12 protein-coding genes and 1 pseudogene are annotated in these 14,369 nt (G+C 40.1%); 6 read left to right on the top strand and 7 right to left on the bottom strand.

Features of this window, described 5'->3' with window-relative positions:
- The first annotated feature begins 367 nt into the window (after positions 1-367).
- The 4 genes from AB5935_RS21540 to AB5935_RS21525 all read left to right on the top strand — a co-directional run bounded on the left by AB5935_RS21540 (position 368) and on the right by AB5935_RS21525 (position 2,518).
- The gene (locus AB5935_RS21540; protein ID WP_368327560.1) at positions 368-1,294 is read left to right on the top strand and encodes an IS1595 family transposase; all 927 of its coding nucleotides are present in this window, start codon (positions 368-370) and stop codon (positions 1,292-1,294) included.
- A gap of 6 nt (positions 1,295-1,300) precedes the next feature.
- A complete protein-coding gene (locus AB5935_RS21535) occupies positions 1,301-1,474 on the top strand; it encodes a hypothetical protein (protein ID WP_007845350.1) in 174 nt (57 codons plus the stop codon).
- A 157-nt stretch (positions 1,475-1,631) separates the two neighbouring features.
- A complete protein-coding gene (locus AB5935_RS21530) occupies positions 1,632-2,135 on the top strand; it encodes a hypothetical protein (protein ID WP_007845349.1) in 504 nt (167 codons plus the stop codon).
- Between the two features lie 11 nt (positions 2,136-2,146).
- A complete protein-coding gene (locus AB5935_RS21525; RefSeq protein ID WP_087388216.1) occupies positions 2,147-2,518 on the top strand; it encodes a lipocalin family protein in 372 nt (123 codons plus the stop codon).
- A 160-nt stretch (positions 2,519-2,678) separates the two neighbouring features.
- Here AB5935_RS21525 and AB5935_RS21520 read toward each other — a convergent pair.
- Positions 2,679-2,990: pseudogene (locus AB5935_RS21520) on the bottom strand (LytTR family transcriptional regulator DNA-binding domain-containing protein); the annotation flags it as partial.
- A 393-nt stretch (positions 2,991-3,383) separates the two neighbouring features.
- Between AB5935_RS21520 and AB5935_RS21515 the strand changes: the two are divergent.
- Positions 3,384-3,635, top strand: coding sequence for a GlsB/YeaQ/YmgE family stress response membrane protein (locus AB5935_RS21515; RefSeq protein WP_007833616.1), 252 nt, complete (start codon positions 3,384-3,386; stop codon positions 3,633-3,635).
- A gap of 87 nt (positions 3,636-3,722) precedes the next feature.
- Here AB5935_RS21515 and AB5935_RS21510 read toward each other — a convergent pair whose 3' ends face one another.
- From AB5935_RS21510 to AB5935_RS21495, 4 genes are all read right to left on the bottom strand, one after another.
- Complete coding sequence (locus tag AB5935_RS21510) at positions 3,723-5,180, bottom strand: efflux transporter outer membrane subunit (protein ID WP_007833617.1); 1,458 nt, start codon at positions 5,178-5,180, stop codon at positions 3,723-3,725.
- Positions 5,158-8,307 (bottom strand): efflux RND transporter permease subunit, encoded by a 3,150-nt coding sequence (locus tag AB5935_RS21505; protein ID WP_007844487.1) that lies wholly within the window; start codon positions 8,305-8,307, stop codon positions 5,158-5,160. The genes AB5935_RS21510 and AB5935_RS21505 overlap by 23 nt, the downstream gene beginning before the upstream one ends.
- A 12-nt stretch (positions 8,308-8,319) precedes the next feature.
- Complete coding sequence (locus AB5935_RS21500) at positions 8,320-9,471, bottom strand: efflux RND transporter periplasmic adaptor subunit (protein WP_007833621.1); 1,152 nt, start codon at positions 9,469-9,471, stop codon at positions 8,320-8,322.
- Positions 9,472-9,593: 122 nt separating this feature from the next.
- On the bottom strand, positions 9,594-9,899 hold the full coding sequence (locus AB5935_RS21495; RefSeq protein WP_227191462.1) for a hypothetical protein: 306 nt from the start codon (positions 9,897-9,899) through the stop codon (positions 9,594-9,596).
- 233 nt (positions 9,900-10,132) lie between these two features.
- Between AB5935_RS21495 and AB5935_RS21490 the strand changes: the two genes are divergently transcribed.
- Positions 10,133-11,293: a M24 family metallopeptidase gene (locus AB5935_RS21490; protein ID WP_007833625.1), complete on the top strand. Its 1,161-nt coding sequence runs from the start codon at positions 10,133-10,135 to the stop codon at positions 11,291-11,293.
- 158 nt (positions 11,294-11,451) lie between these two features.
- Here AB5935_RS21490 and guaA (AB5935_RS21485) read toward each other — a convergent pair whose 3' ends face one another.
- Together guaA (AB5935_RS21485) and guaA (AB5935_RS21480) are read right to left on the bottom strand one after the other, a co-directional pair.
- Positions 11,452-12,759: a glutamine-hydrolyzing GMP synthase gene (gene guaA / locus AB5935_RS21485; RefSeq protein WP_008656028.1), complete on the bottom strand. Its 1,308-nt coding sequence runs from the start codon at positions 12,757-12,759 to the stop codon at positions 11,452-11,454.
- A 38-nt stretch (positions 12,760-12,797) separates the two neighbouring features.
- Positions 12,798-14,351 (bottom strand): glutamine-hydrolyzing GMP synthase, encoded by a 1,554-nt coding sequence (gene guaA, locus AB5935_RS21480; RefSeq protein ID WP_007833629.1) that lies wholly within the window; start codon positions 14,349-14,351, stop codon positions 12,798-12,800.
- Positions 14,352-14,369: the final 18 nt, after the last annotated feature.

Here is a 14,369-nt window from a genome sequence, read left to right as displayed (position 1 = left end):
GTTATTTTAAAAAGCGGAGAGAAGATTTTGTTAAATAAAATGATTCAGATATTTGTATATATCTTTACATTTCATTTCAATTTGAGTGCCATCACTTCTAATGATGACACCAACAGCATTAAGAGGAACTTTTATCTTAATGCTTAATTCACAAAAAAATAACTCATAATATATATAAATTTATATTATCGCTTCATTGCGATAATTTCTTTAATGGTCAATAAATAATATGAACAACATCATCTATCTCTCCGCTTTAATTGATAAAATTAGGTATAATATCAATTAGGTGTGATTTTTATTTATAATTATTTGCATAATTCTATTTATTTTTCTATATTGCGGTATGATATAAAAATGCTGCATTATGGCAACAATAAACAGCTTTTTGGAGTTTATGCAGGTTTTTCCAAATGAAGACTCTTGCATACAATATCTTGAGAAGAAGAGATGGAAAGACAGAATCATATCCCCTTTCGACTCTACTTCTACGGTTTATAAATGTAAAGGCCATAAATATCGCTGTAAAAACACAGGGAAGTATTTTACTGTAAAAACCAACACTATCTTTGCCAAATCAAAAATTCCTTTGATTAAGTGGCTGTATCTTATTTTCATCTATACTAAACATAAAAGAAGCCTTTCCTCTCATCAAGCTGCTAGAGATTTAGGTGTGACACAGAAAACGGCATGGTACATGATGAATAAGCTAAGGGAATTGACCAAAAGACAAAACGAATCTTCCCCAGAAGATTTTGCAGCAGTAATATGGGGATGCGAAATAGATGAATCTTATATTGGTGGAAAGAACAAAAACAGACATAAGAATAAGAAAGTAGAAAAATGTCAAGGAAGGAGCTATAAAGATAAGGTTCCAGTATTTGGTATTCTTCAAAGAAACGGCAAATTAATAGCTAAGGTAGTAGAAAGGACAGATATGGAACATCTTCTTCCGATTATTAAGAAATACATAAAGAAAGGGAGTGTTATATATACTGACGGATTAGAATACTCAGGGATAACAGATGATTACATAATACGTTCAGTCAACCATTCCGCAAGACTATATGGATATTTTGAATTTGATGAAACGGATGCCATGATAATGGTATGCAATAATGGTATTGAAAATGCTTGGTCCCACTTGAAGAGAACAATTTTCGGAACATACTATCATGTAAGCAGAAAATATATGCAGAAGTATGTCGATGAATATATTTTTCGATTTAATACTAGAAAACTTAGCGATTCTGATAGATTTCATTTATATTTGCAATATATATATGCTGCATAGGAGAATATGGATAATAAAGAGGAAAAACCAAAAACAGAAAAGAAAGGTAAATATGTTGTGAAAGATGGAGAAGGAAACATAATTTCACAAAATATGCCTAAGGAATTTGAGGATATGATTGATCTTATTTTTCAAGAAGCAAAGGAAAAGAGCAAAAAAGCAAGAAAAAATGGTCTATAACATTGCATATAACAAATGATATTAAGAGATGTCGCAACATCTCTTTTTTTCTACTATCCCATCTAAATAGTTAACATTATGTAAAAATAACTTCGATTTAATTCGCTTCTTTAAATAATATATATTTTTGTAATCAAATTATATAAATATATTATTTATGAAGAAAATTACATTATTGGTTATTATGATTGTTACTGCATTTACACTAAATGCGCAATCATTAGTAAAATATCACGGTGAAGTTAATGCTGGGTATTCTGTTGGTATAGGTACATTTGCTACTAATCGCGTAAATATACACACGATACAAGGTGTTGACATTAGTAAATATTTCTCTACAGGTGTAGGAGTAGGATTGGATTATTATCACGAACTTTACGAGAAGGGTAAAGGTGAACTTGTATTGCCTCTGTTTTTGAATATGAAGGGATATTTACCAGCTACTGAAACGGTCAGCCCTTTCTTTTCTTTAGATTTAGGTGTTGGGATAGGATTAACAAAAGGAGTAGATGGAATGGCTGGGTTTATCTGTACGCCTTCCGTTGGAGTTAAATTAAGCCATTGTACACTACAAGTAGGTTATAATATGCAACGAAATTCAGAATATGGATTTGGATATACAATGGGAAGTATTCAAATGAAATTAGGTTACATATTTTAAAATAAGGAACAATGAAGAAAACATTATTTTTACTGATCACTATCTTAATGATATCATTTATTGGATGTTCCGATGATGATGATAGTGAATACAAAGATGCTATTATTGGCACATGGGAACTGACCCAAATAGAATTTGGCGGAGGATGGACATCTATACCAAGACGGACTTATGCTACATTTAATTCTGATGGCACTTATAATGGAAGAGGGTATTTCGGAAACGGATCTGGTACTTACAAAATTTCTGGGAATACTATCATTTGCTATATTGAAGGTGAAGAGTATGTACGGTATGATATTATCGAACTTAATTCAAATTCATGTACACTAAATATGAAAATTGGCAGTGAAGAATTTAAGATTAAATGTATAAAGCATTAATGAAATATACTCGGTTCTCTAAAGTTATGAGAACCGAGTATTTACAATTTATAACTAAATATTTAATGTAGTATGGCATTTTATTTTTATCTTAGCACCAAAATAATTATGGTATTTATAACCAAAAGTTATCAAGATTTATTTGGTGTAAGATCGTATATTAATGCCAATTAAGCCAAAGTTTGAATGAAGAAAGTTTTTCTTCACTGATGGTGATTTGGACTTTGTAAGGAGGAAGGACACTGATTACTATCTTGCCATTAAAATAAGGTTCGGCACGGTCTATGGAAGCAATGCTGATAATAATCTAACGGTTGGCGCGAAAGAACTGTTCGGAGGCTAACTGCTCCATTTGTTTATTCAGAGACAGGTTGATTATGTGTTCTTGTCCTTTTTGGGTGACGGCAAAGGTTATTTTGTTTTCAGAATAGAAATAGGCAATGTCCGTTACTTGAAGAGACCAGAAAAGGCCGGCTCCATAAAAAATCATCTTCTATAATGATTGCGTTTAGTTTATTCATATGCTAAAGGTACTTTTATGGTAAACAAATTGTTTGCTTTGGTGACTTATCATTGCTTTCGGCAGCACAGGAAGAAAGTAGTGCGGCAAGGCTTAATAATGGCATGGAATGTACGTTAATCTTCATGTTTTGTCTTTTAAGTTTGCGACAAAAGTAAAGATGGAAGGGAGAGCAGCTGGGAAAGAAAATGCTGAAGCCGGAAAAAGAAGATCGAAAAAAGGGAAAATGCATCCTGAATAATTTTATCAATGAAGTAAAAAAAGATTTATTCAGGCAACTTTTTATACAGAATAGCTGTTTTTATCAGTAAGATGATTAATTATAAACTCTAAAAAACAAAGCGTATGTATTTTATTTGGTACATTATTATCGGAATTATTGCTGGTTTTGTTGCCGGTAAGTTGATGAGGGGAGGGGGGTTCGGTCTCTTTATTAATTTATTGGTTGGTATTGTTGGCGGTGTTCTGGGCGGCTGGGTATTCAGTTTGTTTGGTATTGCAGCAACAGGTATTATGGGCAGTCTTGTAACCTCTATTGTGGGAGCTATATTTTTGTTGTGGATTGTTTCTTTGCTCAAGAGGTCTGATATTTCCTGAATTGGTAGTAAAAAGGAACCGTCCTGACGACACGCTTGTCGGGGACGGTTCCTAAACCAAACAAATCAAAAAATATAAGTATATTAACTAATTGCTTCCACCTCCTAAAGCGCGGTAAAGCATGATATGCAGTTTACAAGATTCCACATTCAGAGCGATACGTTCCAATTCACAATCCAGGAAACGTTCATCGGCCGACAGTACATCCAGATAGCCTGCGAATCCTACTTTAAACATTTCATTTGCATTATAAATAGATCGATGATGGATACGGCTTTCTTCTTCTTTCAACTCTTTGCGCTGGTGCATTTGGGATGATGCAGTAATGAGGTTTAATACTTCTTCATAGGCTTTTAATACCGTTTCGTGATATCCTAACAAAGCGATGCGTTGCTGGCTTTTCGCATCATTCCATAATGCACGTATAGTATTTTGTTTGAATATAGGTGCTGTGATACCTGCGCCGAGATTGTAAACCAGGGATGCAGGAGCTGTAAACCATTTATCCAGATCAAATGCGTTAAAACCTCCGTTTCCTCCAATCACGATGGATGGGAAGAAAGCTTTTCGCGCTGCAGATACGTCGGATTTACTAGCTAATAATTCCAGTTCGGCAGCCTTTATATCCGGGCGATATTGCAAAAGTTGTGACGGGATCCCTGCATCTGTGGGAAACTCATAACTACATGCTGTTTCAAATGACACTCGTTTCACCTTGAAAGGCAGTCGTCCTAATAAGGTGGCGATGGCACGTTCCTTTTCACTTATTTGCTGTTCGTTTGCAAGCAGCATTTCTTCCAATTTAAGGCGTCGTGACCGGAATTGGTCTACAGAAAGTCGGGTTACTTCACCTTCTTTCATCAGTTCATTGGTTAAATTATAAGCATCTCTGGCTGTTAGGATGGCTTCGCGTAGTACATACCGCTGTTTGTCCAGTCCTATTAATTCAAAATAGTGTGTACCTACTTCTGATATCAATAAAGTACGTGCCAGACGCATAGCTTCTACAGACTGCATCCAGCGGGATACGGCCGATCGTTTTTTATCGGTTAGCTTACCCCATATGTCAGCTTCCCATTGAAAATTAAGTCCTAGATTGAAATTCCGATAGGGATCTGGAATATGTTTGTCTTTTTCTAAATCGGGAGTGTTGGTGGTGCTGTTACCAACTCCGTCCATAGTGTACTCGCCAAAACGTTGTACTCCACCATCAATGCCTAATGAAAGATCGGGCAGCAGCGCTCCTTTTCCTACTCGAACTTGTGAACGGGCAACGGATATCCGTTCTATAGTTTGAAGGAATGTGTGATTATTATTTAACGCTTCGGCTATATAACTTTGCAATAACGTATCTGGAAAAAATGTTTTCCATGACAAGGAAGAGATAGTGGTGCTGTCCGTTTCCCTATCCATATAGAACTCGGGTAACTCTATCTTTTCTGTCGGAGTAAGGGAAGGGGCTTTGCAACTTACCATAATCAGACAGAAAGCCCCCATTATTAAACCTGTTTTGTTTATATTGTTATTTTTCATCTTCTTCATCATAGCTGACTTTATTACGGTTAAGATGTGCAGACCAACTCTCGAAAATAAGGTAAAGTCCAGGTACAAGGAAGATTCCTACAAATGTACCGATAAACATACCTCCGGCGGCGGCTGTTCCGATGGAACGGTTGCCCAAAGCACCGGCTCCGCTTGCCATTACCAACGGAATGAGTCCGCATATAAATGCAAAGGAGGTCATCAGGATGGGACGCAGACGGCTTACGGAACCTCTAACGGCAGCATCAAAAATGCTCATTCCCTGCTTGCGGTACTGATTGGCCATTTCCACAATAAGAATGGCATTTTTACCTAGCAGACCAATCAGCATCACTAAAGCTACTTGGGCATAAATATTATTCTCCAAGCCTGCCAGTTGCAGGAAAAAATAAGAACCGAAGATACCTGCCGGCAATGAAAGTATGACGGGGAAAGGCAGTAATAAACTCTCGTATTGTGCTGCCAGCAACAAATAAACAAATAGCAGGCAGATACCGAAAATAAAAACAGTTTGTCCACCCGAGTCTTTTTCTTCACGAGTAACCCCTGACCATTCTATATCATAACCGCGAGGTAATGTTTCTTTGGCAATTTGTTCCACGGCTTCGATAACCTCTCCTGAACTGACTCCTTCGGCAGGTTCACCTGTAATCAGGGCCGAGGTAAACATATTGTAGCGTGTAATCTGGTTAGGACCGAATATACGGTCCATCGTCATAAAGTTAGAGTAGGGTACCATATTTCCGTCCTTGTTCTTGGCATAGAACTTATACAGATCTTCAGGATTCATACGATACTCTGGAGAAGCCTGTAACATCACCTTATACATTTGTCCGAAACGAATAAAGTTGGATGAGTAGAAACTGCCGATATAGGATTGGAGTGTTTCCATGGATTCATTTAAATTTACTCCTAATTTAGCTGCTTTAGCAATATCCACTTTCAGCAGATATTGTGGAAAATTAGGATTGAATCCTGAGGTTGCTCCCACAATGCGCGGATCTTCATTCAGCTTTTCTACTAATGTATTGGCAACATCGGCGAATTCTGCAAAGCTGCCTGCTGTTTTATCTTGTAAACGAAGTTCGAAGCCGCTGGCATTACCGAATCCCGGAACTGTAGGAGGCAGGAAGAACTGAATATCCGCATCTTTGATATGTGAGGTACGGTCTTTGTATATCTCTATAAGTTCGGCTGCTGTTTGATCGCGTTCACTCCACGGGGTGAGATTAATCATACCCATACCGAAATTGGCGCCTTCCGTTTCAGTCATCAAACTATAACCTGCTAATGTGGAGATGCTTTCAATTTCTTTGAAAGGAAGCAGTGCAGCTTGTACAGCGTTCAAGGCTTTTTCGCTACGTTCCAATGTTGCTCCCGGAGGCGCATCTACATTAACATAAATCATACCTTGGTCTTCATTGGGAATAAAGCCTGAAGGAAGTACTTGACTCATGCCGAAAGTGGCAAGGAAGAAAATAATCAGTGTGGCATAAGTGATTATTTTCCGGCTCAAATACTTGTGTAATCCGATATTGTATTTCTTTTCAAAGCGGTCGTACCGACGGTTGAAGAAAATAAAGAAACGACGTAGCCATCCTGCTTTTTTCTTCTTTTTTCCATCAGCGGGTTTCAGTAACAAAGCACATAGGGCAGGCGAGAGAGTCAATGCGTTTACTCCTGAGATAACAATGGCTACCGCCAGTGTCAATGAGAATTGCCGATAGAAAATACCTACTGTTCCCTGCATGAAGCCCACCGGAACAAAGACTGCCGACATGACTAGCGTGATGGCGATAATGGCTCCACCGATTTCATTAATAGCTGCTACAGATGCTTTATAAGGAGAGAGTTTCTCATGATGCATCTTTACATGGACAGCCTCCACGACGACTATTGCATTGTCTACTACAATACCTATTGCAAGCACAAGGGCGAATAAGGTCAACATATTTATGGAAAAGCCCAGCATCTCCATAAAGAAAAATGTACCGACCAATGAAACTGGTACGGCGATAGCAGGAATTAAGGTGGAACGGAAGTCTTGTAAAAATATATATACCACAATAAATACCAGTATGAATGCTTCGAGCAGTGTCTTCAGCACTGATTGTATGGAGGCGTCAAGAAAGCGTGATACGTCATAGGAGATATTGTAATCCATGCCAGGCGCAAAACTGCTTTCCTTGATTTCTGCCATTTTTGTTTTAATATTTTGGATGACTTCCCTTGCATTGGAACCGGGGCGTTGTTTGATCATAATAGATGCCGATGGTCTTCCGTCGGTCATAGAAGTCATGTTATAATCTTCAGAATCGAATTCGATAGTGGCAACGTCTTTCAGACGTAGCAGTGAACCATCGGGAAGAGCTTTCAATACGATCTCTCCATATTCTTCTGCTGTGCTGAACTTTCCGGTATATTGTAGTACATATTGCAGTTGTTGGGGTAATTTGTCTGAACTGATACCTGTCTTGCCGGGTGCTGCTTCTATATTTTGATTACGGATGGCTTCAGTTACATCTTGAGGTACCATGTTGTAGGCGGCCAGCCGGTTAGGATTCAACCATACACGCATGGCATAATCACGGCTACCCATGATTTCTACCAAGCCTACACCGTCAATACGTTTTAATTCGCGCAAAATATTGATATCGGCAAAGTTATAAACAAACTTTTCGGTATGTGCACTGTCCGTACTCATGATGTTCAAGTACATCAACATACTGTTTACTTCTTTTTCTGTAATAACTCCGGCACGGATTACCTCTTCAGGCAATTCGTCTAGCACGGTAGTCACACGGTTCTGTACATTTACGGCAGCTACGTCTGGATCGGTTCCCACTTTAAAATAGATAGTAGTGAGGGACATACCGTCGTTGGTACAAACAGTGGTCATGTAGGTCATGCCGGGTACTCCGTTGATGGCACGCTCTAACGGGGTGGCGACTGTTTTAGACATCACATCGGCACTAGCCCCAGTGTATCGGGCGGTTACCGTTACAGATGGGGGTACGATATCGGGAAATTGAGTGATGGGCAGTGTCAAGATAGACAGCACGCCCAAGCAGACGATAATGACGGAGATTACTCCTGAAAGTATCGGTCTTTTTATAAATAGCTTAAACATAAACTGTCCGTTTTATTTTACGATAGGTTGTTTTAATTCAACTTCTTTTCTGATTGCTTCCATATCAATGGTATCGGTCTTGATGGTAATGCCGTCTTTCATCATTTGCACTCCCTCGTATACGATGGCAGTATTAGGAGTGAAATCTTGTGTCACGTAGTAATTATTATAGCGTTCCAGCGGTTGAAAACTGCGTACTTTTACTACACTGGTACTATCAACGGTATACACATAGGTGAAATCTTGAATTTCGAATGTTGATTTCTGGGGAACTAGACAGATGTTGTCCATTTGAGTCATCATACGCACTTTTCCGGTCACTCCATGTTTCAGCAGTCCGTCCGGGTTCGGAAAACGAACACGGAAGGCGATGGAGCCGGTTCCTCGTTCAAAATCACCTTCTACTGTTTCCAACGTGCCTTTGTGGGAGTAGATGGAACCGTCTGGCAAAATCAGTTCCACATTATTTTCTTCGTGTTGTTTTTGTCCGCTAAGTTGTTGGCGCTTGTATTCCAGATACTCGCTTTCATTCACTTTATAGTAAGCAAAGATCTCGGAAATATCACTTACGGTAGTCAGTAAGCTTTGCGGATTTACCAGACTTCCCGTCTTATAGGGAATACGGTCTATGTAGCCGTCAAAAGGGGCAGTGATAGTGGTGTAAGAATAATCCATCTGTGAACGTTGCATTTGTGCTTTTGCCTGTTCCACTTTCATTTGGGCCACTTCTTTTTCTTTATTGGCTTGGTCGAGTCGGATTTTTGATAAGATTTGTTTGTCAACCAGCCGGCCTATTCTCTCGGCTTCATAATTTGCCATTTCATATTGTGCCTGTGCTTGTTTGTAATTGGCTTGCGCCTCTTTTACCGTTTCGCTATATTGGTCGGAACTAAGTTGGAATAGGGGCTGTCCTTTTTTGACTTTTTGTCCTTCGTCTACATATATTTTTTGAACAAAACCTTCCACTTTGGGCTTAATTTCTACAAACTGTATAGCTTGCACATCAGCTACATACGAGCGTGGAAACTCAATGGTTGTGGGGTGAAGAATGGTGATGGGAATGAATTCTTTGTGATGTTCCTGCTTGTTGTCCGATTGACCACAAGAGCATAGCAATCCTGTACATGTACACAGGACCGCAATTTTCTGAAAATTACTCTTCATGAAATTACGAATACAATTTAAAAAGATTAATAATTGAGTTTGAGTAAATAAAAGATTCGGCTTGCATTCAGATTTCTCAGAATACAAGACCAATATGTATGAAGATACTTTAATGTGACATATTAAATGCGGTATACACAAAAGATAATGTGATGATGTACCACTTTTCCCAGATTTTCACTAACAGGTGTATAACTCTGTACCGGAACTTGGGGAATAGCAAAAAGATTGATAATCATGTCAATAGTACAGGGTAAAAAACGACTGTTCGGTAGTTGTGCACGTCCCGACATGAAATAATAAGTCTCTTCTCCTCCGCTTTCTTCATTGTTGTCAGAAGGCAGGGTGGGCTGTTCCATCGTTTCTACCATAGCCAGATTGGCATCAATTAGTGGAGCGCATACATCAAATTGTACGAGTAATAACATAATTACACATACTATTCTTACCACATATTTCTTGATACCGTTGAACATGAAAAATATTTTGTTTATTAATTCGTTTGCAAATTTAATATAATTGAACACTGTTTTCAAACCAATCATCCAAAATTAGTGAGTTTTAATATATCCTTTCTCTTTTTTGGAACTACTATCCTTTATACTGACTGAAATCTGTTATTTTTGTACTCAGTATTTTAAATAATCAGATAATATTACTTATGTTACAACCCGAATTGAAATTTCGTCGAGATAAAATACGCTATTTGATGGCCCAACAAGGTATTGATGCAGCCCTGATAGCTTGTAATGTAAATTTGCTTTATACGTATGGTGAGATAGTGAACGGCTATCTTTTTTTACCGCTTCATTCACCGGCGCTTCTCTTTGTGAAACGTCCTAATAATATTGTGGGAGAATTTGTATTCCCTATCCGTAAACCCGAGCAGATGGTGGACTTGTTAAAAGAAAATGGTATACCTGTAGCTTCAAAGATAATGTTGGAAGGTGGGGAACTGCCTTATGCGGACTATATGCGTCTTGCATCTCTTTTTCCTGGATCGGAGGTAGTGGATGGAACTGCTATTATTCGTGAAGCGCGTAGCGTAAAGACTCCGTTGGAGATTGAACTTTTTCGTCGGTCGGCTGCTTTACATGCTCGGGCATATAGTAAGATTCCCGATGTATACCATCCGGGGATGACTGATCGTGAACTATCTGTTGAGGTGGAACGCCTGATGCGACTGGAAGGTTGTCTGGGAATATTCAGAGTATTTGGTCAGAGTATGGAGATATTTATGGGAAGTGTGTTGGCCGGAGATAATGCAGCTACTCCTTCGCCTTATGATTTTGCCTTAGGTGGTAAGGGATTGGACCCGTCTTTGCCCGGAGGAATGAATGGAACTTTGTTGAAAGAGGGGTATAGTGTAATGGTGGATATAGGGGGAAACTTTTACGGATATATGTGTGATATGAGTCGTGTGTTCTCCATTGGAAAATTAAATGATGAGGCTTATGCAGCTCATCAAGTTTGTCTTGAAGTACAGGATAAGGTTGCTTCTATGACAGCGCCTGGTGTGGTATGCGAGGATCTTTATAATGCGGCCATTGAGATCGTGACGAAAGCTGGATTTGCCGATCGTTTTATGGGGGTGTCCCAGCAGGCACGTTTTATAGGGCACGGCATCGGGTTGGAGATCAATGAGGCACCAGTGTTGGCTCCGCGTATTCGGAGGGAGTTGGAGGAAGGAATGGTGTTTGCCCTTGAACCTAAAATCGTATTGCCGGGAGTAGGACCGGTCGGCATTGAAAATTCTTGGGTAGTTACAGAAAACGGGGTCGGCAAACTGACCATTTGTAATGAGGAGATTATAGAGCTTTGATTCTTTGGATGCAAATATTGAACCGGAAGAAATTAAAAGAAGCGAAAAGCTTTATGGTTCTTGCCCTAGTGTCATTTTGGGCAAAGTGAAGAGCCTGAATATAAAAAGGATCCCGAAACTTTTAGTTTCGGGATCTTACATGGTTTGAAATACATTTCTTATTCCCACTCAATGGTAGCATTTGGTTTGGGCGACAGGTCATAGCATACGCGGTTCACATTCTTTACTTCTTTTAGAATACGGTCGGTAATTTTCATCAGAATGGACCAGTCTATCGGTTCGATAGTAGCTGTCATAGCATCTACGGTGTTGACAGCTCGGATAATAACAGGCCAGTCAAATGAACGGGCATTGTCACGCACGCCTACTGATTTGAAATCGGGTACTACGGTGAAATATTGCCATACTTTCTTGTCCAAGCCTGCCAGTTGGAATTCTTCACGCAAGATGGCGTCCGATTCGCGAACAGTTTCCAGGCGGTCACGAGTGATAGCCCCCAAACAGCGCACTCCCAAACCAGGACCGGGGAACGGCTGACGGTAGACCATATCGTATGGTAAACCAAGTTCCACTCCGCAGGCACGGACTTCGTCTTTGAACAACTGGCGTAAAGGTTCTACTAATTCAAACTGTAAATCCTCGGGTAAGCCACCTACATTGTGATGGGATTTTACCATTTTGGCTGTTTTAGTACCACTTTCTACGATATCAGGATAAATTGTACCTTGTCCCAAAAAGTCGATTCCATTTAGCTTACGGGCTTCTTCTTCGAACACACGAATAAATTCACCACCGATAATCTTGCGTTTCTGCTCCGGATCAGCTACATTTTCTAGTTTACTCAGGAATCGGTCTGTAGCATCCACGTAAATTAAATTAGCGTTCAACTGATTTTTAAAAACTTCAATCACTGCTTCCGATTCACCTTTGCGCATTAATCCATGGTTCACATGTACACATACCAAATTATTGCCGATGGCTTTTAGCAACAGGGCTGCTACTACAGAACTGTCCACACCTCCGGAAAGCGCCAATAAAACTTTCTTATCGCCTACTTGGCGGCGGATCAATTCAATTTGGTCATTGACAAAGTTTGTCATATTCCAGTTGGCCTCTGCCTTGCAAGTATCAAAAACAAACGATTGCACTGCATTCTTTATTGCTTCCACATCATCCGTCAGTTGGGGGAGCTTCACTTCGCAGCATGCTTTGTCATGACCGGCAGCCATTACGGGAACTCCTGCTTTGTAAATCTCGGGAAGCACGTCAATATCCACTCCGTCAATCACATGGTTTGGGCCACCATTGATAATGACACCCTTTACATTGGGCAATGCTTTCAGCTCGGCGGCTGTGATATCGTGCGGGTAAATTTCACTATATACACCCAAAGCACGAATGGCTCTGGCAAGCACGGTGTTTTCGGTACTTCCCAAATCCAAGATAACAATCATATCTTGTTTCATTCCGTTATGTTGTTTTTAAGTTATTAGTTGGTTGTCTATTATTCCCACTCAATTGTGGCAGGCGGTTTGGACGAGATGTCATAGCATACGCGGTTTACGCCTTTTACCTTATTGATGATGTCGTTTGAAACCTTAGCCATAAATTCATAAGGAAGATGAGCCCAGTCGGCGGTCATGGCATCCGTACTAGTTACGGCACGCAGGGCAACGGCACGTTCGTATGTACGTTCGTCTCCCATTACTCCCACACTTTGTACGGGTAGCAAGATTACGCCTGCCTGCCATACTTGATGGTAAAGGGATGTTTCGTTTCCATCCGAATCTTTCACTTTCCAGTCTCTCAATCCTTGGATATAGATATCATCGGCGTCTTGCAGAATACGTACTTTCTCGGGAGTGATATCACCTAAAATACGTACCGCAAGTCCTGGTCCGGGGAATGGATGGCGTGTAATCAGATGTTCCGGCATACCTAGTTCACGACCTACGTGGCGTACTTCATCCTTGAATAGCAGACGCAGAGGCTCGCATAGTTTCAAATTCATTTTTTCAGGTAGTCCACCTACGTTGTGATGACTTTTGATTACAGTGCCGGTGATGCTTAATGACTCGATACAGTCAGGATAAATGGTGCCTTGTGCCAGCCATTTCACATCTTTAATCTTATGAGCTTCTTCATCGAATACGTCAATAAAACCTTTGCCGATAATCTTACGCTTTTTTTCAGGTTCTTCCACACCTGCCAGTTCGCTGAAGAATTTTTGGCTGGCATCTACTCCGATTACATTCAGTCCGAGACATTCATAATCATGAAGTACATTTTTGAATTCGTTCTTACGCAGCATGCCGTGATCTACAAAAATGCAGGTAAGATTCTTGCCTATCGCTTTATTTAGTAATACGGCTGCTACGGATGAGTCTACTCCGCCACTCAGCCCCAATACTACTTTGTCATTTCCCAGTTGCGCTTTCAGTTCGGCTACAGTCGTTTCAATGAAGGAGGCAGCACTCCAGTCCTGTTTCCCTCCGCAAATGTTGACTACAAAATTTTTCAGGAGCTGGGTTCCGTCTTCGCTGTGGAACACTTCCGGGTGGAACTGTACTCCCCATACTTTCTCTTCCTTTATTTGATAAGCAGCGATGGCTACTTTATCTGTTGAAGCGATAATTTTGAAATTCTCCGGAATGGCGGTGATGGTATCTCCGTGGCTCATCCATACTTGTGAGTGCTCACGAACGTTCCTCAATAGTGGGTTTTCTTGGTCGAAAGTGGAAAGGTGCGCACGTCCGTATTCACGTGTGCCGGCCGGTTCTACTTTTCCACCGTTCGTATAAGACATGAACTGTGCACCATAGCAGATACCCAAAATAGGATACTTTCCGCGAATGTCACTCAAATCGACTTTAAAGGCGCTTTCATCATAAACAGAGAAGGGGCTTCCCGAAAGGATAACGCCGATTACGGACGGATCATTGTGTGGAAATTTGTTGTAAGGCACAATCTCGCAATAAGTATTCAGTTCGCGAACGCGACGGGCTATGAGCTGTGTGGTTTGTGAACCGAAGTCGAGAATAATGATCTTTTCTTGCATATATTATTAAGATATGTA

The organism is Phocaeicola sp. RTP21198st1_B8_RTP21198_201120 (assembly GCF_040929485.1).
GTDB classification, from domain to species: Bacteria; Bacteroidota; Bacteroidia; order Bacteroidales; family Bacteroidaceae; genus Phocaeicola; species Phocaeicola dorei.
Note: the sequence above shows the minus strand (reverse complement) of the source record. Positions and strands in the feature narration are given on the sequence as shown.